Here is a 20,124-nt window from a genome sequence, read left to right as displayed (position 1 = left end):
TCTCCTTTAAGAATGAAATAATGAAAAGATATGTTCACTAGAAGAGAAATTAGAGATGGTGCCACACCCACTATCTTTAGTGCAGCACCTGCTCCCATTCAATTGTTTTACTGAGAGATCAAAAAACCACTACCTACTACTCCTCCGTAAAGTTACATCAAATTTTATACGCCTTCATCGCTTTGAACAATTCCTTGAAGGTTGGGCGTTTACCATACATCAACACACCTGTACGATAGATTTTCGCTGCGAGCCAACCGAAGATGATAATGGATACCACGAGAATGGCCAGGGACGTCCAGATCTGCCAGGTTGGCGCAACGCCTGCCCCGATCCGAACCAGAATTGCCGTTGGCGATGTGAACGGAATGAAGCTTGCTACTTTCAATAACAGGATGTTCGGTGTAGCAATACTGAAGATCGCGATATAGAAGGACACCAGGGACAACATCGTAATTGGCAGCACGGCCTGACCCAGTTCTTCTGTCCGACTCACCATGGAACCAATGGCTGCGAACATCACCGCATACAGGAAGTAACCCAGAATGTAGAAGATAAGTCCATATACAATGACTGCGACGTTCACATCACTCAGATTCATATTGAAATCGCTCAATACATCACGGTTATGCGGTAGCAGCATATTGCCAGCAACTACTGCACCGAAAATACCGATTTGCAGCAAACCTACCATGAAAATACCGATGATTTTACCAAACATCTGACTGAGCGGAGATACACTCGTAATCAAAATCTCCATAATACGCGAACTCTTCTCAGCTGTAATCTCGGAAGCAATCATATTCCCTGTCATCATCGTTGATGTGAACAACAGGATAATGAGCAGATATACCACAATGTAGTTGATGCCACTCATGGTACCTTCCGACTCCGCAGCAGCTCCACTTTGGCTAGAATCAAGGCTTTGCTCTGTCAGTTTTACCGGCGTGCTGATGAGCTGTTTTTGCTCCGCCGTGAGTGTATCCTTCACCACGACATCAAGCTTCACAATTTGCAGCGCAGCTTCAATAGGTGCTATAACCTGCGGGGAGATATCTTCGCTTGAATACAAGACAGGTTGTGGGAAGTCTTGCCCAGCAACAGGTTCAAACTTCAGGTACCCATCCAAAAGCTCCGACTCCACATCGGCTTTGAGGGCCGCTTCATCTTTACTCGCGTCCGAAACAAAGTGGTATGCTTCATTTCCTTGTGCGGAGGAGTATGTCTCCAGCTTCTCAGCTACCTCCGTTTGTCCCGTGCTCAGCAGACCGATCTTCACCGGATTTGTGCTCGAGCCTCCACCGATGGGACCACCATTAAATAGGGTAATGAAATATGGAATATTGAGTCCAATCGTAATTAAAAGTGCAAGTACAATAGTCGTTACCATGAAAGACTTCGTTTTTACTTTGTTTTTGAACGTAAATCCGATAATTGTCCCCATTTTATTCATTCGACTCACCTACCTCACGAATAAAGATTTGGTTAAGCGTTGGTTCCTTGATTTCAAAATGTTCAACGGTCGTCTGAGCCATGGCTGCTCTCAGAATTTCCTGAGCTGCTTCCATCTGACCAATATGGATCAGGTATCCACGCTCATTTTGCTCTACCTTTTTCACACCCGGCAGCTGTTCCAGACCACCTACATTACCCGTGGTGCTCAGGAATACATGCTCACGCGGATAACGGCTCTTGATCTCCTTGATCTCTCCTTGCACAACGGTATTGGAGCGATGCAGAATTGTTATCTGACGACATAATTCTTCAACGTGCTCCATCCGGTGTGTCGAGAACAGAATGGCTGTGCCTTCATCACGCAGCTCCTTCACCGTGGATTTCAGCAATTCCACGTTGACCGGATCGAGTCCGCTAAAGGCTTCATCCAGAATGAGAATTTGCGGTCTGTGCACCACTGCGGCAATAAAGCCCATCTTTTGCTGATTCCCTTTGGATAGTTCCTCAATCTTTTTGTCGTAATACTCCGGCACTTCGAATCGGTCCAACCAATACTTCAGACTCTGATCCGCATCCTTTCCATTCATGCCGCGCAGACGGGCCAGATAGTTGATCTGTTCACTGACCTTTACCTTCGGATACAAACCGCGCTCTTCCGGAAGATAGCCCATAATCTGCTGCAACTCCGTGTTGTAGGGCTTGCCGTTGTACAGGATATTCCCTCCGTCCGGATGGATCAATCCGAGCACCATACGCATTGTTGTTGTTTTACCAGCACCGTTGGCTCCGAGCAGACCGTAAATCTCCCCTTCTTGTACATTAAGCGTCACACCATTAACTGCCGTTTTGTCTGCGTATTGCTTGACTACCTGCTTCAATTCCAATCGGTTCATCATTTATCGTCTCCCTTCGGTTATTTCCACTGTACGGGTGCATACCCGGCAATCCAGAATGCCAGGACTTCATCCAATTCCAAGTTGCGGATTTTCAATACCCGGTTATTTGCCAGCTCCAGCCTTTCCTGCGCTTCGCTGATCCGGGTTGTAATGACGCGAACCAGACCCCTCTCTTCCAAAGAAGATTCCACAACACCGGGGATACTCTCTGGTCGCAAGTCTCCTTCATACCAGACTTCTTTCCACTGATCGAGCACCATATCTTTCTCGGCCATCCCCAGCGACTGACCACGGTGCATCAATACGATGTAATCTGCAAGCCTTTTGACTTCATCCGCAATATGTGTGGCAATCAGAATCGTGGTGTCTCCCTCCGCCATGAAGGTACGGAACTGCTCAATCATCACTTTCCAGGCAAAGGGGTCCAGCCCTGATGAAGGCTCATCCAAAAGCAATAGTCTTGGGCGAGCTGCGATTGCAGCAGCGATCTCGAATTTCCGCCGTTCACCCTTGGACATCTTGTTCAGCTTCACATCAACAGGTACTTCCATATCGTGAATCAGTTGGTCGAACAACTTCATATCCCAACGCGGGTACCAGTAGGCCCGAAAATTAGCTGCTTCCTGTGCAGTTATCCGATTCTCTTCGAGCCCAGCGTTGTCAGCCACAAAACCGATCTGTTGTCTCAGTTCAATAGGAAGAGGCCCCTCATGTTCCTTCCCAAACCATATAATCTGCCCTGCATCTGGCAGTACCACTTGTTGTAGCATGTTAAGAAGTGTGCTTTTACCTGAACCGTTATGACCGAGAATAGCAACTACATACCCTTCCGGTATGGTCAGATCGATTGGACCAATAACTCTGCGTTTTCGCATTTTGGATACGCCGTTCAACTGAACTGCGATGGGCTCCATGTATGAATCACTCCCTCACTTCACTTCGAGTAAACAGCCTTCAGGACTTCCCGGAACAGACTCTCCAGTTCTTCTTCCGTACATCCTACCGATTTTCCGGACTGCACCGCTGCCTGCATCGCTTCCTGCGCGGCCTTCAATCTATAATGTTCTCTGTCGCCGGCTTCTACCTGGGCCACAAATGTACCCGTCCCCTGCTTCGTACGAAGCAGCCCTTCATTCTCCAGATCCTGATAGACCCGTCTAACCGTTATAACACTGCAATTCAGTGATCCGGCGAATTCGCGAATGGACGGCAAATGTGTTCCCTCCCCCAACTGACCCGTAACAATTAACGATCTTAACTGATTTTCAATTTGGTGGTATAGAGGTTCAGCGCTATTTTCATTAATTTGAATGGGTATTTTCACATCTTGCACCTCGCCCTCCGGTACACTCCAGTCTGTTACCTGTCCGTGCCGGTTTCATCCTGTATTCATTTTTGCGTTCATCCCTCATACCGTTAACTCAAATCCCGAGTGGAAAGTTTCTTCAGCGTCAATCGACTGAAAAGCCATAATCCTGCTATGCCAGCCACCAAAGCAACCCACATAATCGGGGAAAGCAGCCCCCATGATTTACTCATATCAATTACAATCGAAAATCCGTAACTGCCCGACGTTCGGATCAGCAAAGATATGATGATCGTAAGCGGCAAGAACAGCGAACTGAGAAGCAAATATTTTTTACCACTGTACAGAAACTCTCCGTAAATATATAAGCCTGTCATGAGAAGTCCGTAACCTGTACAAGTTAGGCCAAAGGCCAGGTACTGATCCCACCGGAATCCTTCCTCGTGCAACCCAACCACATACAGTGATCCATAGAAAAAGATACCATTATACGTAAACGCCATCAGAGACTGCTGAAGTCTCGACCACATCACCGTTTCGTTTGGAATGGGAAGTCTGCGATAGTAGGCCAACATCTGTGTATAGGAATCCTCCTGTATATAACGGAAGGAACGCCTGCTGAACACAAATCCCTGAAATGGCACCATGATCAAAAAGAAAGTATCTACAACAGGATTAATGAAATCTGTCTTCTGTTGTCCTAATAACAACACACCGCTCATGCTACCCGTGTATATCATAAAAATTGCGGTCCACAGCCATTGGAGCTTATCCTTGTTCATCTCGCTGCGGGTCAGCCACCAAGCCTGCTTCCATTCGTTCATATCATTGCCTGCCTTTCCATCAGTCATTGGAACACCTTGCTCACTGTATCTACTGTATATATCAATATACACAGTATACAGACCGTTCCTCATTCCCGTCAACCCCTTATTTTCCTGAATCAGGAAGTTTGGATAGGATTCAGGTTAGAGATAAGATAAAATAAAACTTGATTCTGAACGTACAGTGATTTATTGTGATTTATTGTAATTTCATTTGTTCAACTTATAGAGATACTACAGAGATAAATAGAAAGGATGGATTCACTCATGGATTGGCTAGTTGAGATCGGGTTTGTGCTCCTCTTCCTTATCGTGGTTATCTGGCTCATTGTTCGAGACGAACCCAAACGGCACACTACCAAAAAAGGCAGACATCGTGTACAGCGTAACAGCGGCTACACCGACTCTTCTCCGGCATACCCGGTCATGACCAATGATGACTCCTACACTCATCATTCCAAACATTTTCACGATCACAAGCATCATGACAGCGATCCTTTTTCGGGATCTAATCACCATCACAGCAGCGATAGCGGAAGCAGCAACGACAGCAGTGGAGATAGTGGGGACAGTGGCGGCGGTGGTGGAGATTGAATTTAACTCCTCAAACCAAAAAAAGAGCTGTATCCGATATTGTGCGAACACAATTCGGAACAGCTCTTTCCTGTTTCCCGGCACCTGAAATACAGAAGAGGTCTAATTCTTAAACGAGATCGTAGCCACTCGGCAGAGTCCGATTTCTACGGATTTCACGAATCTCCTCCAGAGTCAATCGCTGATTGGTGGAGATCAGGGATTCCACATCATTGCCACGGATCAGATCATCCAAATCTCTCAAATTGGTATTCCCACGAAAGACGCGGAACCCACCTTGAAAGTTAGGTCGCGTAAACACAACCAACGTTGCATTCAAACTTGTCGAGAAAAAACGCAGGCTCTCTACCCCACCCAGGATGTTGTCCAGATTACGGAGACCCGTGTTACCACGATATACCCTGCTTCTTCCGCGATAAGCCTCTTCTGAATACACCGTAAGGCGTGGATACGTTTGACTTACATGGACTGTTTTTTTCATTTGTTTCCCCCCTCTCGAACTCATTCTATGAATGAATGCGAGAGGAAGTTTGGACCAATCAACGGATGGATTCATCCATTTTCATATTTTCAAAGAATTTAATTCATCGCATTAAACACCCAAGATGACTTCCCATACCGGGCGTGTGTGCCCACCAGGATAAAGCAAGTACAACAGAACGTATACAATAACGCCTGTGATCGCACTGCTAAACCAGATCATGGATGTGAATCTCCCCCAGCGGCGATGTGTCTTGAATTTCTTTTTGAAACCAAGCACTAAAGTGGAAATCCCGAAGACCGCTGCCACCGTGGCAAGGATAATATGAAAGATCAGAAATATTCGATAGAAGATCTCCATCTCCGGATCCCCGCCCCAAGCCGTATTCCCGACAAAGATGGTACGAGACATATAAATGACAAAGAACAGAAGGGCAGCAATGGCCCCTGCAATCATCGCGGTTTGGTGCGCCTCCCGTTTGCCACGGATAATTAGCACCCAGCCAATTCCAACCAGCACCGCGCTAATCACAATGAAAGAAGTACTGATCGTGGGTAGCAGAAAATACATATCCATCGTGTGTTTCCCCCTCTTGTCCAAACAAAACTTGTGTTATTTCGCTGCAGGATTAAGCGGTCCTCCCGTTTTCTCTACAGGGTATGGATCATCATCATCTTCCCGTTTTTCCTTGCGGTACCATTGGAAAAAGACATACGCCAGCATGGAGACAAAGATGCCTTCCTGTATAAATTTCATCAAAATACCGCCCACCTGCTGATCCTCCTTGGCAGAGGACAGGAAGTTGAAGAACGCCGGTCCACCGAACGATCGCAGCAACGCCGTAGAATCCCCGGACACACAATACCGCATCGCCTCAGCCCATACGGCGGGATTGCTATAGGTCGCATACAAGGGTTCGGAAGCAAAGATAATCAGTCCACAGGCTGGTGTCAGAAGCACCATGTTCAGAAAAATAAATCCAATCTTGGACAGCCCCGACGCTTGTCTGCCTTCCGGCAACGGATTGAGCAGCGTCCACCACATCAGCATGGAAGTAATGAAAAGTACAATGTAATACAAACGGTGAACCGTAAAGTTTAACATCACGTAATCATGTACTACGGGCAGGTGATATAACGAGAACAACCCGTTAAACAGCACAGCCGCCACGATTGGATGAGTCAAAAAAGATAACTGCCGTGTCGGCAGCCACCTTATGATTCCGCGCCATACCCAAAGGGGCAATCCCTTCATCAGTAGCGGTGGCGCAACCAGATAGGACAGAGCCATACTCACCATATGGAAACTGAACATCACATGACCCAGCAGATTGAATGGCCCTGCTTGTGCAAGATACAGCACCGTAAGCCCTGTGATAAACATCATTTTCTGTGCAGTTGTGGCCTGATCTGCCCCCTTGATTCGCTCACTGAACGGACCAACGAGCACCAGATAAGCTGCGGCAATGAGCAGAAACAATGCCATAATAAGTGGACTCCATAAATCGTTGAAACTAAAATATTGCAACCCGAGCATACGGGAAACCTCCCCGTGACCTGTTTTGGTTATTGCCTGAATTCATTGACCGATCGGTTCGCCTAAAAGGGGAAAAGACGGCGACACTGCGCCGCCGCCATCTCTTTTACCACCAAACCCAATAGAGTGCCATAATGATGCACGTAAAAGCTACGAAAAATCCGAAGCACATGAACAGGATCGGCATCAAATGCCCTTTATCCTTCAAGTGCATCCAGTAACCGAGCTGTACAAACACCTGCAGGATCGCCATAACCACCAATATAATAATGGTAAAGGTCGTATTAACTCCTCCCGCGGCGGCAGCCGCGAATGCAATGAGCGTCAGGACGATCGAGAAGATAAAAACAACAACGTGTTTCTGTGGACCTTCCGCCCGGTGACGATGCTTCACAGGCTGCTGATCACTCTTATCCTGTACCGACATGTGTTACCCCACCTTTCCGAGCAGGTACACGACCGTAAAGATAAACACCCAGACCACGTCAATAAAGTGCCAGTACATTGCGGAGACGTATACTTTAGGTGCAGTTACGACCGTTAATCCTTTTCTGAACAGTTGACCGATAATGAGCCCGATCCACATAATACCGAATGCAACGTGAGCTCCGTGGAACCCGACCAGCGTATAGAACGCTGAACTGAATGCACTTGTGGTCATGCCGAACTCTTTATGTTTCACATATTCATAGAACTCGTAAATTTCCAGACCGAGGAATCCGAGACCCAGTACAACGGTGATGCTAAGCCAGAGAGCAAGAGCATTGCGCTTGCCCTTATGCATAGCCTGGATGGCAAATACACTTGTCAAACTGCTGACCAAGAGAATAAAAGTTGCGGCAGCCACGAGGGGCAGATGAAACAATTCATTTGCCGTCGGTCCGTCATTCGTTTGCCCACGAAGGGCCAAAAAGGTTGCGAAGAGGGTTCCGAACAATACGGTCTCGCCGCCAAGGAACAACCAGAAGCCGACAAGCTTGTTGCGTCCTTCCAGCGTTGCTTTCTCCGGCTCATGCGGCAATTTGCCGTCTACCGGTTCGGCATGTGAAGTTGTCATGTTCTAACCCCCTTCTCATCCTGATCCTCCGGTTCAATATGCCAGCCATGATCGTCGTAAAGTGACCGCAGCGCCATCGCACCAAATGTAATCAGAAGGCCAATAATGACCACAATATAATTGTTGAACAATCCGTTCATAAACGCATTGCCAAAATCATCCTTGCTGAACATGAGACCAAGTCCAGCAATGAATATACCGACGGACATAACAAACGGCAGCGGCGTCGCTGACGGCATATGGATCGAACCTACAGGTTCAGCTGGTGTCATCTCCGTATGTCCTGCCATCTTTTCCTTCCAATACGCATCGATTCCACGTACCAGAGGCGTCTGCTTGAAGTTGTATTCCGGCGGTGGAGATGGAATCGACCATTCCAACGTACGGCCATCTTCCCACGGATCATTCGGTGCGTCTGCTGGTTTTCTCGTTGTGATCACGATGTTCACGAGGAACAGGATAACCCCAACACCCATCAGGAATGCACCAACGGAGCTGACTAGGTTAAGCAGGTCAAAATCCTGATTCGGCAAGTATGTAACGATCCGGCGCTGCATCCCCATCAATCCAAGGAAATGCTGTACGAAGAACGTTAATTGGAAACCGATCATGAACGTCCAGAACGTCCACTTTCCGAGCGTTTCGCTCAGAACACGACCGAACATCTTCGGCCACCAGTAATGTAGCCCCGAGAACAAACCTAGCACCAATCCACCAACGATAACGTAATGGAAGTGAGCGACAACAAAGTACGTATCATGGAACTGGAAATCCGCAGGCGCAGAGGCCAGCATGACACCAGTTACCCCGCCCATAACGAAGGTTGGAACGAATCCAACAGCAAACAGGTTTGCTGCCGTAAAACGGATCTGTCCGCCCCACATCGTAAAGAGCCAGTTAAATATTTTGATCCCTGTTGGTACAGCAATCAGCATGGTTGAGATCGAGAACAATGCATTAGCGACGGTTCCCAGACCTGTCGTAAACATGTGATGCGCCCATACCATGAATCCCAGAAAGGCAATCAGAATGGTTGCAAACACCATGGAGCTGTAACCAAACAATCTTTTACGTGCAAAGGTTGGAATAACCTCAGAAATAATACCAAATGCTGGCAAAATGAGAATGTATACTTCCGGGTGCCCGAAGATCCAGAAGATATGCTGCCAGAGTACCGGGTTACCGCCACCTGCAACATCGAAGAAATTGGCTCCCAGTATACGGTCAAACGTTAACAATACAAGTCCTACCGTTATGGCAGGGAATGCAAAAAGGATGATGGCTGATGTAATAAATGTGGTCCAGGTGAACATCGGCATCCGCATATAGGACATTCCCGGCGCACGCATCGTAATGATGGTGGCGAGAAAGTTAATGCCCCCGATGAGTGTCCCTAGACCGGCGATCTGGAGTCCTATAGTGTAGAAATCCACACCGTGCGTCCCACTGTACTCGCTGCCAGAGAGAGGCGTATACGAAGTCCATCCGGCATCCGGTGCCCCTCCCATCAACCAGCTCAGGTTCAAGAGCAGTCCGCCAAACAGGAATGTCCAGAAACCCAGCGCGTTAACAAAAGGGAAAGCAACGTCCCGTGCCCCAATCTGCAAAGGCACAACGGCATTCATTACGGCAAAAATAATAGGCATGACACCAAGGAAAATCATCGTTGTTCCGTGCATCGTAATCAATTCGTTGAAGACCTGCGCCGACACAAAATTATTCATCGGTTTCATGAGCTGAATCCGAATCAAAATGGCTTCAATGCCGCCGATTCCAAAGAAAAATCCACCCGCAATTAAGTAGAGAACGGCGATTTTTTTGTGATCGACGGTGGTAATCCAATCCATCAAGCCCCTGTAACGCTTGACGCTATGAGCATGAGCCAAGGTTGTGTACCCCCTTCTTCGTCCTTGCTGTTCTATTCATAGTCCAATTTGTAGTTGGCCAGATATTCGGCAATTCCGTCGATTTCTTCATCTGTGAGTCCAAGGTCTTTCGGATTAGGCATCGTATTGCCCGGCTTCACGGATTGTGGATCATGGAGCCATTCTTTCATGTTGTCCAGCACCGGATTACCGTCTTCCTGGCCTTCGCCCTGGTTCAGCAGAATACCTGCCACGGATTGCTTGCCACCGATACCTGTAAGGTTAGGCGCAACTGGTCCACCCTGATCCCCAACTGCATGGCAAGAAAGGCAGTTTGTTTTGAACTTCTCAGCCAATTGGGTATCTTCCGGAAGTACCGCCGGGGCTTTCATTTCATTGACCCATTTGTCAAAGGATTCCTGACTGACCGCTTTTACCTTAAATTCCATGAAGGCATGCGATCTGCCGCATAATTCAGCACATTTACCTCGGTAAACGCCTTCATTTGGCGCCGAGAAACTGAACTTGTTAAGCGTTCCATCCGGGTTTGTGTCCATTTTACCCGCAAGTGACGGCACCCAGAAGGAGTGAAGCACGTCAGCGGTTTTCAATTCGAATGCGATTTTCTTTCCGGTCGGGATGATGAGGTCTTGAGCGGTGGTTACGTCATATTGAGGATAAGTGAATTCCCACCAGTACTGATGCGAGGTGACTTTGACCTGAACTGCATTTTTGTCGTTGGACAGATCTTCGCCTTGGGCAAAAATCGTTTTGACCGTCGGTACTGCCAGAACAATAACGAGCAGCAACGGAATGGCTGTCCATATTACTTCCAGCTTGAAATTGCCTTCAACCTGTTCGGGCACTTCATTCTGCCCGGCTCGTCTGCGAAACCGGATCAACACATACGCAGCAATAGCAAATACAATGATGAGCACCACGATCATAATCGTAATGGACAGCTTCATCAGATCATATTGGCCTTGCGCCACAGGACCCTGAGGTTTCATTACCGACAAGTCTTCCCGCCCGCATGCGGATAGCAGCAAAGAGAACACCGCCAGCAAGGGGAGAATTCGCTTTGCAACCTGCCACTGTTTCATCATTGATCTACCCCACTTTTTTAACATTTTCGTAGATTGCCGTTGTCGCCCGAAATAAACTCAATTTAACCCATTTCAGCACGATACACGTAATCCTGTCCGACATACAGAATGCTTACAAAAATAACGCTTCCACCACTCCCGTCATTTCCTGCTAAGGGCATGTCTGCGCATTCTTCCAATTCATTCTATATGGTTCAATCACTTATTAAATATAAGTTGAGGGTATGATTTTGTCAATCTTTGGACACATGTTCACAAATTGTTCACTATATGTAAAAAACCGCACCACAACTTGATTTGTAACCGATTTCACTTAAAAATATTACTCTCTACTTTTGAAAATTTCGGTGATGAAATTGATTTTTTTGCCGATATTTCTCACATTGAAAACATGCAGTATTATGCAAAACAGAAAAGCATGCACCAGGTTGTCTCTCTTACAACTACTGGAAGCCGCAGTAAAGCTCCATACCGCTCCCTTTTAGAACCAAACGGCATGGAGCCTGAACCTATTGAACATCCCGGACACCATTACACACGCTCTTACCAGCTTCCCATAGATACAGCATCTAAGTCCCGTCAGTTAATATAAGGGGACCATCATTTGTTATGGCTACCGTATGCTCATACTGAACGCCCCAGCTTCCATCCACCGTTCTCACCGTCCAGCCATCCTCATCCCATACAACCGCTCCAGAGCTGCCTTTTGTAAATATGGGTTCAATTGTAATGACCATGCCTTCTGTCAGCATCATACCTGTTCTGCGTTTCCCGTAAGGGAGGACGTTTGGTGGTTCATGGATATATTGACCGATCCCATGACCAATAAGAGGCTTCACAATCCCGTAACGATACAGCCTTGCTGTCCGTTCAATCGCGTTTCCAATATCCCCCAGCGTATTTCCTGGCACGGCCTGTGCTATCGCCTTATGAAGTGCCCTTTCCGTTCGATGCATTAGCTTGCTGATGGACCTTCGTTGCTCACCGATCCCATACGTCCATGCAGAATCGGAAAGCCAGCCGTCTTTGTTCACCACCATATCAATAGTCACTACATCCCCTTGGGCCAATTTCCGGTCATCAGGGAAGCCGTGGCAAACCACTTCATTAACTGAAGCGCATGTAGCGTAAGGATAACCTCTATACCCCTTTTGCTCAGGTGTAGCTCCTCTCTCAGCCAGAAAAGCCTCCACCCGCTCGTCAATATCTCCTGTCGTCACTCCGGGGGCAAGCCATTTTTCAATCTGCTCGTGACAGCTTCGCAGGATTCGTCCCGCTTCCCGCATGTAGCCGATCTCTTCTTTTGTTTTTAAAATAGGGTCCACATGCATTCATCCTTCCTGCCATATGTGTACTTCCATGTATATGCAGCAGGCAAGGAACAAAGCCCCTAAAAATGGAACAAAGCTTATGCTGCTTATTCGGTTTTCTTTTAGGTAAGCGGGTGACCCATTGCAAGTATGTACATATTATTTTCAAAACAAAAAAAACCGTCTGCCGGAGCTTAAAGCCCGGGAGACGGTTCTATTCATATCGGAACAGTATAATCAGAGTTGTGTGTGTTTCAGGACACGGAAGAATCCATCTTGACAAGTTCATGCTCAACCACAGAAGTCAATTCTTCCTCGTATCCACCCGTAATCCGGTATTTTCTCACGTACTCCTTCACGAATTTTTTTGGATCTTTAGGACGGAAAATCCGAGTCATTTCCCTCAAACTTTCTTTGACCTCATTGTGACCTTTCGTTGCCATTGTAATTCCCTCCCAAAACGTTGAAAGTGAATGCTCCGTTTAGAGAATGCCGAATAAGTCTTAAATGCCATTCATGAAGTTGTGTGCGCGGCTCAAAGCAAGCTTTAGGTCGGGAACCCTTGCTTAAGCAAGTACCTGACACTATAAATACCCGATATGATTCGGTTTGAATCATAATCTTATTGTAGCATATTCGGAAGTATCTTACGACTTGACAATCTTACCTAATATTTATAACGGTTTCTATGCCCAAAAAGTTTAATTCCGAATTATTTTTACAAATACGATACTTCTATACGGAACTAATATATCCAGCATAACACTGAACTATTCGGGGGATATTATCACGGACAACCCATACAGTTAAAACACTGGGATCAAGGAGGCGTTGTTTTATGGATCAAAAGGATAAAGAAATGCTGCCCCTTTCGCATGAAAAGGTGGAAGTGGACGGAATATATACCAACGAAGCCGGACAAGAAGAACATCTGCATCGCGGACAACACTTCCCGGCCGATCCCGTTCTCGGCAAGACAGAATGGGAACTGACGGAATTCGCTTTTGACAACCATCACGATGGTCGTACTGACGAGCGTTTGGTTCCTAAAGAGAATGACACCGATAAGATCGGCAAGACCACACATCCACGTAGACATTTTCAGCGTGGCGACCGTTAAGTTCTAAACGCAATAAATCACTTTAAAACTAGGGCGCATCATACCAATCATTGGTTGGTGCTGCCCTGTTTTCTATACTATATGCAATTGAGAATACAGAGAGTTAACTTGCATCCCTTAGATCGTTAAGAAGAATTTTCTGGGAACGCTGTTCCAGCTGTCGAAACTCCCCATTGATTCTTCGTTCTTTAGCAGCATCCGGCTGATACGCAGGAATCATTGCCCAGTGCTCACGTATCAATTCGATGCGATTCTTCATTGGAGGATGGTAGCTACGGTTTTGAGTATCATTCATTTCCTGTATCCGCTGAATACGAAGAATTTCCTGAGTTGGAACGGCAGAAATCCGTTTTCTAAACTCCTCATACAGCTCTTTGTTATATTGATATTCCGCAACCTGTTCAGCCGTTTGTGAAAAAAGACCTTCCATCTCGGCCTTCAATAATAGAGATAACACTGCCTCACTGCCAGCTGTCTCCGATGCTTCATTATCTGCGATGTAGAATACTCGCTGCATCTCATTCCGCATGCTTTTGATTAACAATACATAGATACCGCCTATAACAGCAAATAACAATAAGCGTAGTATTATAAGTGGAAACACCACCCAATATAACAGGCCGCTATCTTGTGGATCAACGGTGTCAATCCAAGAATTCAGTACATGCATGGCTCTCTCGACCAATGAGCTGTTGGAAATGTTCGGATGTGCAAATTGACTCATATGGTGACTGATGGCGGCTATCTTCTCCTGTAACGTTAGGGCTGCAAAAAAGGGAATGCCCAGGACAAGTGCTCTCTTTTTTCTTTTGAGATGCAGGTTGTATGCGTTATATTCTTCACTAATGATGACCATATCCACAGGTGGAACATTCAATCGCTCCCCAATCTCGTCAATCATTCCATACAGTTCTGGATAATCGTCTCTAGAGATCACCCTGCCTGGAAGCCGCTTCCGGTATGGCAATATAATTGTGATCCAGAGGAAAAGCAACGAAATACCAAATATACCCAGCCATGTTGAATTGGTTGAAAAGAAAAAGATTGCTACGCCTAAAATGGATAACGTTGACAGATGCACGATTAGAGCAACCAAATAGGTGTAAAACCTCTGTTTAGTGAAGGGAAGTTCCCGATTGACGTTATACTTAAGCTCCTCTAACAATCGGTCTGATGATCGTTCATTACCATTCCCGTCCGTTCCGTTTACCCCCTTATCAGTTCCTTGTCCTCTTTCATCCTCATAAACATTCCAATTACACTTCTCACACCAGGTGCTATACCCCGGATTCACTTTCATCTTGTTTGCACATTCCGGACAAGTCTCTTGCTCTGTGTAATGCAAAATTCCTTTCACTCCTCAACTACACTATGTAATGTTAAATTCCGAATGAAGCTTGCTATCCCCTCCCTTTTATCTAAATTTAAATCGGAAGTTTATGGAATATTTTGAATATGTAGAAAGTCTCAAATTGAATGTGTATATACGCACTTCTATTTTTCAAATATGTTCTTATCACTAAAGTTTTCAACAAAAAACAGATTGATCCCCTTTGACCGAGATCAATCTGTTTTATTTAAAAGCTTCTTATTCTATATCTTCAAGTATTTCAATTACCTACAGACAACTATTCTTCCGATCCCACTGATATACTGCCTCAACGCCATTGGCCATCAACTTGCTGATCAGGGAATCCCGGCCTTTCTCAAAAAAGTGTATAATCTCCTCCCGGTACAAGGGCAGCAACGTATGGAAATAGATCGGCCATTCGCCCTCCATCTCCTTCCCCTCATCCCGGTACGGCATATTCAACGCTTCTGCGCATTGTGGAAGCGGTGGGACAATCATGACTCCACAGTAGGAGGTACTATCGTCGTACGGCAGGATTTGTGTATGCGCAGGTACTCCTGTCTCACTAAACATTTCCCGATACGTGTCCGCCAAATCCTCTTCACTTTGGTTGGGAAAGACAAGCCACTGCCCTATAAAATATCCACGCTGCATGATTTCTTTTACAAAATGCCGCATCATAGGTACGACCCAGCCAAGCGGACGATTCTCCCAGTTTTCTTTCGTCAACTGCGCATCCGCTGGTAGATGCATAACAATTTCTGCATATCCGGTGTCCAGCGAAGCTGGTGTCACACCCCGGAAGTAACTGTTTCCAAAAGAAACGAGCGTTTGATACGGTACGGCAGGAGTCGGTTCGGTTATATAGATTTCCGGGTCGCCTGCATCGTTCGAATCTGCGGGAATCATATTATGAATAGGTCCATAGAATGTGCCGATATGTGCTTCCGCATCCTGACGATCCGTTACTCGAATCTGTGGATTACGTTCCACGTAGACTTCGGGTTCACTTGACCAAGCTAAACGGAAGCGAAATCCCTGTAACCCTGCCTCTTCGACGCGTTGTTTGAACTCATCGGAAACAAACGTTTGACTCGAAATAAACGGCTCATTCTGGATTTCGTAGTTGTAAGACAACGTCTTGAAAATGTGCTGGTTTTGAATTTCATTTTCCTCAAATACAAAATTCTTAAATCCACCATATTTACTAGGTATAGACTGATCTATATCAACACAATCTAAAATATTCAATATATTCATTACGTAGTATTTCTCTTTATTATGATGTACTGGCAAAAGTTCAACCTTGTCTTCTAGTAAATCACTTAATATATTCGCAGCACGCTCTTTCAAAACTAAATCTGTTACTTGACTTGCGATGCTGTAAATATCAGCAGATTCTCCTTCACTATACGTAATCATCTCTACTTCATTCCATAATTTAGCGAGTGAGTTCCCTTTATTAATACCCTCGTTCACTCCTCGTACTTCTGTAAAATCAAGTAATTGATTAACAGAGTCCTCAGACAGCTTCCAAACTTTCATTTATATCTCCTCATTTCACTAATCTTGATATAGAATTTCCAACTTACCGGTTAACAAACCTTCCCTTGTTTCCTCTAAAAAAGATAAAATACGCTCTTTCTTTACTTCTGGACTTAAATTAGATGTATCTATATCTCGTAAATTCTCTTTCATGTAATCAATATACTCCTGACCATGTCTGAACATAGGATTCCCTTTTTTATCTATGTTGTTGAACGGGAAATGCGTCACTTGCCCCGGCCAGTCCGACATTGCTTTCTGAGGAAGAAAGACTCCGTTTGCCGAGGAATTGATGTTAATTCCATACTTCTCGATTAGCTCTCGGAGCCCCCCTTGATTTACAGGCACGAGGTGATGCGCTTGAGAATCCGGCGGACGGGTAATACCTGCTTCTTCTAGTTCCTTTCCAAGTACTACGGAATCCTGCCTGGATGCAGGATATTCCTTGCTGAGCTCCCATCCGTTACTTTCCTTAACTTTATCAGAATAATCTTCTGCAAGCTTCGAAGACTGATTGCGTAACGTCATTATCCGATCTGCATTCACATTTTTTCCAGCGATGAGCAGCTTATTAATCTCTTGTAACTCACGTTGTGTTAGATGTTCCAGATCCCCACTCTTACATTCCAATTTCCCGGTCCATTGGTTGGGAGTAATGATTCCTTCATCTGCTGCTGCATTTAGTTTGGAAATACTCTGTTGATTCAGATGTGGATCATAGTATTCCTGGTGATTTCTAGTCCTCGGCTTGGTACTTTCAGATGGACTATCTTTGGGAATCCATGTATTTTGGGGTTTGGATGCCTCAACCTTCGGTGAAATGAATGAAGGACTAGACTCCACATTTTGTGACTTCCCTGTCTTCTTCGAATCCACATGAGAAGTGCTCGGCGATCCCTTCGAGCTACCAGAATCACTGCCTTTCCCATGATTTCCACCTGTATCGGAGAACATGTGACTGTCATTCTTCACAATCACAGGCACGGTCTGGCCGTTGCTCAGCCTCACTCGTTGAACTCGCCATGGAACACTGGCTGCTGCACCTGCAGTCATTTTACCCATAGCCTGGTTGATTCGTTCTCCCAGTTCCGCGAGAGATGAAGGCATTAATGCCGCATTGGTCTTGAGCTTGCCATCCTTCATAGCACCGCCTGAGGCTCCATCTGGCCCATCTCCATGACCATGTGGAACGCCGCCCTTGGCTCCATCTCCATCTGCATGACCAGACTTCTTACTACCACCCTTGAGCACCTTGACGCCATTTTTGACCAAGGATGCTCCGCCAGCTACAGCCGTTACCGTATCAACAACCCGTACCGCAGCGTTGACATCGTTCCGACCAGCGTCGTAACTCTCTTGTTCCTTCAGGGTCAGCATCGTGCGGTTGTCTTCGCCTTTCAGGTCCATGAATGGCTTGGCATACGCTTCTCCCGCACCGGATACATCCTGCCAGATCTCTTTCCCTGATTTCTGGCCCGTGACCAAGTCTCCCGTATAATCAATGACGTTATTTACGCCCGTAATCGTTCCTTGTACCGTGGCATTCCGCTCCGTTAATGACCCTACTTCTTCTCCCTTGACCCAGCTGTATAATCCCTGGGCATTGTCACCCCCGACGATCCCTGTAAATGCAAGGTCAGCCACATCACCGACCATACTGAGCAGGCTTTTTCCCTCTTCGATCACACCGTCCAATTTGCCCTTTTCACGTGCATCCCAGTTCCGTTTCAGCCGCGCTTCCTTCAGCGCGCTCTCTCCCATACTGGCCAGACTCTGGTCGAACGCAGACTGAATCATGTCAAAGGAACGATGGATCTCGGCTTCCAGGACTACATTCTCACTCTTGCCGTTGACCTCTTCCACAAGCTCCACATGATCTGTCATCGTCTGAATATACAGACCTTCTGTACCCTCCAGACTGACGCTGGCTCCGCTGATGTTCAGGTCACCCATGCATTGGATCTGCACGTGGGTTGTGCTGTTCAATGTAACCCCGTTACCCGCAGCCATCGAGATATACAAGGCGCCCTCTTGAGCGTTCATGACAAGTTCACTGTCGCCAAGGGTGAACGATTTCCCCTGCGGGTTACCGAAAGACTTTACACCCGGGTCTTGCATCACTTTACCGCTCTTCTCCACATGTCCCGCTTCCGTTGGTTCCTGACGAACCGACTGCATCACCATGGCTTCGTCTTCTTCCGCACTTGGGAAATACAGTTTCACCTTCGCGCCGGGTTCGGGCATCATGTACCATACTTGACTGCCTTCCGCGGCATACGGGAACCAGCGTGCCTCCCCAGCCTGCTGACCCTCATCCATATCCAGATGAACCTTCACCTGGTTACGTTTCACATCAATGATTTTTCCTTCGATAGCCGCACCCGTGATCATCGTTTGAAGCTGTCTGGGCAGTGGATGCGATGCTGGCAATGCACATGTATATTTCCACTGTAGCAAGCTCCGTTCCAGCATCGCCTGGCGAGAGGTTATGTTGTAGATACGGCCATCAGAGGATACTTCATCCCCCAATTGAAGCTCCTGCCCCAGATCGAAGGTATACGTTGTATACTCCGCCTCCGTTACCGCATGTTTTCCCTGGGCTTCGGTATGTAAAAAACGCTCAATATTACGACTCTTCTCGAAAGGGATGGCTTTCAGCTCAAATGCCCCTCTGCCTTCGGGATAACCAATCCAGAACCTGGGCTTGTGTGCAGTCACATCCGGCACCAGATCTGCTCCCAGATGAGAAGCGAGCCTTTTCAGAAAGCTCCAATCAGTCTCCTGGTACTGCATGATAAAAGCGCCCGTCTTCGTCTCATCAAAGGCAAAATCAATATAGTCTCCTTCAGGATACCCCTTCATAACACGATTAACAATGTCCAGATAACGTAGATTCTCGTTCTGATAGGATTTCGTTCTCTGTAAGGCATCCAGTTCATAGGTATGTGAGATGACTACAGCCATCACATATACGATCCCTCTGGTTGCTTCGACTTTGATCTCATGGAGTTGTCCCTTGAACAGGGGTAACTCCCTTCCGGATTCATCTATCTGGATGAATCCGACTCGATCGTGACTCCCAGCTTTCTGGATAATGGTTTCTTCCCATTCTTCATCTACCCATCCACTGAAGGATAACCGACCATGTGCTCCTGCTTGCTGGATCAATTCCAGCTTATCCAGGCGTATCTTGCCATACGGCCAATGGACATGGATATCCCCATAGGTTAGCGTTGATTTTTCCAAGGTCTGCACAGTGTTTCCCCTTTCTTATCCGTCTGCATCTTACAACTGACCATCGACCTCAATCTTGATAATCCCGCCTTTTCGGCATATCAGTTCAGATCGACTGAGTAGAGCAGCCTCACCTTCCACCAGCACATCCTCCTTGCCCTGGCTCCATTTGTTAAAGAACGTATCTGGTTCACACAATGCTCCGTCCATTTTGCAAAACCCGCATCGTCCAACGTTAGCCAGTGGAATCACGTCCGCAACGTTTAATACAGGCTGTTCCTTGATATAGATGCCGTGGGAAAGAGGCAGGTTCAGCACACCCGGATCTGATCCCTGACTGCAGGAAATCTCGGCACCTCTGACCACATAGGTAAATTCACCACCGAACCCTCCTGACATCAAAGCTTTGAACAGCATGGGTAGCAGCATTCTAGTCCCCCCTAT

At 46.6% G+C, this 20,124-nt stretch carries 20 protein-coding genes; 2 read left to right on the top strand and 18 right to left on the bottom strand.

Going from position 1 to position 20,124, the window contains the following annotated elements:
• Positions 1 to 157: 157 nt before the first annotated feature.
• The 5 genes from BMY78_RS26155 to BMY78_RS26135 all read right to left on the bottom strand — a co-directional run bounded on the left by BMY78_RS26155 (position 158) and on the right by BMY78_RS26135 (position 4,574).
• Positions 158 to 1,453, bottom strand: coding sequence for an ABC transporter permease (locus tag BMY78_RS26155; protein WP_090904246.1), 1,296 nt, complete (start codon positions 1,451 to 1,453; stop codon positions 158 to 160).
• On the bottom strand, positions 1,446 to 2,348 hold the full coding sequence (locus tag BMY78_RS26150) for an ABC transporter ATP-binding protein (RefSeq protein ID WP_090904353.1): 903 nt from the start codon (positions 2,346 to 2,348) through the stop codon (positions 1,446 to 1,448). The genes BMY78_RS26155 and BMY78_RS26150 overlap by 8 nt, the downstream gene beginning before the upstream one ends.
• A 20-nt stretch (positions 2,349 to 2,368) precedes the next feature.
• Positions 2,369 to 3,265 (bottom strand): ATP-binding cassette domain-containing protein, encoded by an 897-nt coding sequence (locus BMY78_RS26145; protein ID WP_090904245.1) that lies wholly within the window; start codon positions 3,263 to 3,265, stop codon positions 2,369 to 2,371.
• 20 nt (positions 3,266 to 3,285) lie between these two features.
• Entirely contained in the window at positions 3,286 to 3,675 is a 390-nt protein-coding gene (locus BMY78_RS26140) for a GntR family transcriptional regulator (RefSeq protein ID WP_063567922.1), read from the bottom strand.
• A gap of 92 nt (positions 3,676 to 3,767) precedes the next feature.
• A complete protein-coding gene (locus BMY78_RS26135) occupies positions 3,768 to 4,574 on the bottom strand; it encodes a hypothetical protein (protein ID WP_090904244.1) in 807 nt (268 codons plus the stop codon).
• Positions 4,575 to 4,748: 174 nt separating this feature from the next.
• Here BMY78_RS26135 and BMY78_RS32650 point away from each other — a divergent pair, with 174 nt between their 5' ends.
• Positions 4,749 to 5,075 carry a hypothetical protein gene (locus BMY78_RS32650; RefSeq protein WP_143067084.1) on the top strand — a complete coding sequence of 109 codons (327 nt, stop codon included), beginning with the start codon at positions 4,749 to 4,751 and terminating at the stop codon, positions 5,073 to 5,075.
• Positions 5,076 to 5,184: 109 nt separating this feature from the next.
• On the opposite strand, the gene BMY78_RS26125 is transcribed toward BMY78_RS32650, so the two are convergent.
• From BMY78_RS26125 to BMY78_RS26085, 9 genes are all read right to left on the bottom strand, one after another.
• Positions 5,185 to 5,556: a hypothetical protein gene (locus BMY78_RS26125; protein ID WP_090904242.1), complete on the bottom strand. Its 372-nt coding sequence runs from the start codon at positions 5,554 to 5,556 to the stop codon at positions 5,185 to 5,187.
• Positions 5,557 to 5,667: 111 nt separating this feature from the next.
• On the bottom strand, positions 5,668 to 6,132 hold the full coding sequence (locus tag BMY78_RS26120; protein ID WP_024632131.1) for a DUF420 domain-containing protein: 465 nt from the start codon (positions 6,130 to 6,132) through the stop codon (positions 5,668 to 5,670).
• A gap of 36 nt (positions 6,133 to 6,168) precedes the next feature.
• Complete coding sequence (gene ctaG, locus BMY78_RS26115; RefSeq protein WP_090904241.1) at positions 6,169 to 7,092, bottom strand: cytochrome c oxidase assembly factor CtaG; 924 nt, start codon at positions 7,090 to 7,092, stop codon at positions 6,169 to 6,171.
• A 106-nt stretch (positions 7,093 to 7,198) separates the two neighbouring features.
• Positions 7,199 to 7,519 carry a cytochrome C oxidase subunit IV family protein gene (locus BMY78_RS26110; protein ID WP_076290536.1) on the bottom strand — a complete coding sequence of 107 codons (321 nt, stop codon included), beginning with the start codon at positions 7,517 to 7,519 and terminating at the stop codon, positions 7,199 to 7,201.
• A gap of 3 nt (positions 7,520 to 7,522) precedes the next feature.
• Positions 7,523 to 8,149: a cytochrome (ubi)quinol oxidase subunit III gene (locus BMY78_RS26105; RefSeq protein ID WP_090904240.1), complete on the bottom strand. Its 627-nt coding sequence runs from the start codon at positions 8,147 to 8,149 to the stop codon at positions 7,523 to 7,525.
• Complete coding sequence (ctaD, locus tag BMY78_RS26100; protein ID WP_371129195.1) at positions 8,146 to 9,996, bottom strand: cytochrome c oxidase subunit I; 1,851 nt, start codon at positions 9,994 to 9,996, stop codon at positions 8,146 to 8,148. The genes BMY78_RS26105 and ctaD overlap by 4 nt, the downstream gene beginning before the upstream one ends.
• Before the next feature lie 71 nt (positions 9,997 to 10,067).
• A complete protein-coding gene (gene coxB, locus BMY78_RS26095; RefSeq protein ID WP_090904238.1) occupies positions 10,068 to 11,120 on the bottom strand; it encodes a cytochrome c oxidase subunit II in 1,053 nt (350 codons plus the stop codon).
• Between the two features lie 569 nt (positions 11,121 to 11,689).
• Positions 11,690 to 12,451 (bottom strand): type I methionyl aminopeptidase, encoded by a 762-nt coding sequence (gene map / locus BMY78_RS26090; RefSeq protein ID WP_090904237.1) that lies wholly within the window; start codon positions 12,449 to 12,451, stop codon positions 11,690 to 11,692.
• Between the two features lie 233 nt (positions 12,452 to 12,684).
• On the bottom strand, positions 12,685 to 12,873 hold the full coding sequence (locus BMY78_RS26085) for a hypothetical protein (RefSeq protein ID WP_017690840.1): 189 nt from the start codon (positions 12,871 to 12,873) through the stop codon (positions 12,685 to 12,687).
• Positions 12,874 to 13,268: 395 nt separating this feature from the next.
• Between BMY78_RS26085 and BMY78_RS26080 the strand changes: the two genes are divergently transcribed.
• Positions 13,269 to 13,550, top strand: coding sequence for a transposase (locus tag BMY78_RS26080; protein ID WP_090904236.1), 282 nt, complete (start codon positions 13,269 to 13,271; stop codon positions 13,548 to 13,550).
• Between the two features lie 103 nt (positions 13,551 to 13,653).
• On the opposite strand, the gene BMY78_RS26075 is transcribed toward BMY78_RS26080, so the two are convergent.
• From BMY78_RS26075 to BMY78_RS26060, 4 genes are all read right to left on the bottom strand, one after another.
• Complete coding sequence (locus BMY78_RS26075) at positions 13,654 to 14,895, bottom strand: M48 family metallopeptidase (RefSeq protein WP_090904235.1); 1,242 nt, start codon at positions 14,893 to 14,895, stop codon at positions 13,654 to 13,656.
• A 273-nt stretch (positions 14,896 to 15,168) separates the two neighbouring features.
• The gene (locus BMY78_RS26070; RefSeq protein WP_090904234.1) at positions 15,169 to 16,446 is read right to left on the bottom strand and encodes a suppressor of fused domain protein; all 1,278 of its coding nucleotides are present in this window, start codon (positions 16,444 to 16,446) and stop codon (positions 15,169 to 15,171) included.
• Between the two features lie 18 nt (positions 16,447 to 16,464).
• Positions 16,465 to 19,701, bottom strand: coding sequence for an AHH domain-containing protein (locus BMY78_RS26065; protein WP_090904233.1), 3,237 nt, complete (start codon positions 19,699 to 19,701; stop codon positions 16,465 to 16,467).
• A gap of 30 nt (positions 19,702 to 19,731) precedes the next feature.
• Positions 19,732 to 20,109, bottom strand: coding sequence for a DUF4280 domain-containing protein (locus tag BMY78_RS26060; RefSeq protein ID WP_090904232.1), 378 nt, complete (start codon positions 20,107 to 20,109; stop codon positions 19,732 to 19,734).
• Between the last annotated feature and the right edge of the window lie 15 nt (positions 20,110 to 20,124).

This window comes from Paenibacillus sp. OK076 (assembly GCF_900110055.1).
Lineage (GTDB): Bacteria > Bacillota > Bacilli > Paenibacillales > Paenibacillaceae > Paenibacillus.
Note: the sequence above shows the minus strand (reverse complement) of the source record. Positions and strands in the feature narration are given on the sequence as shown.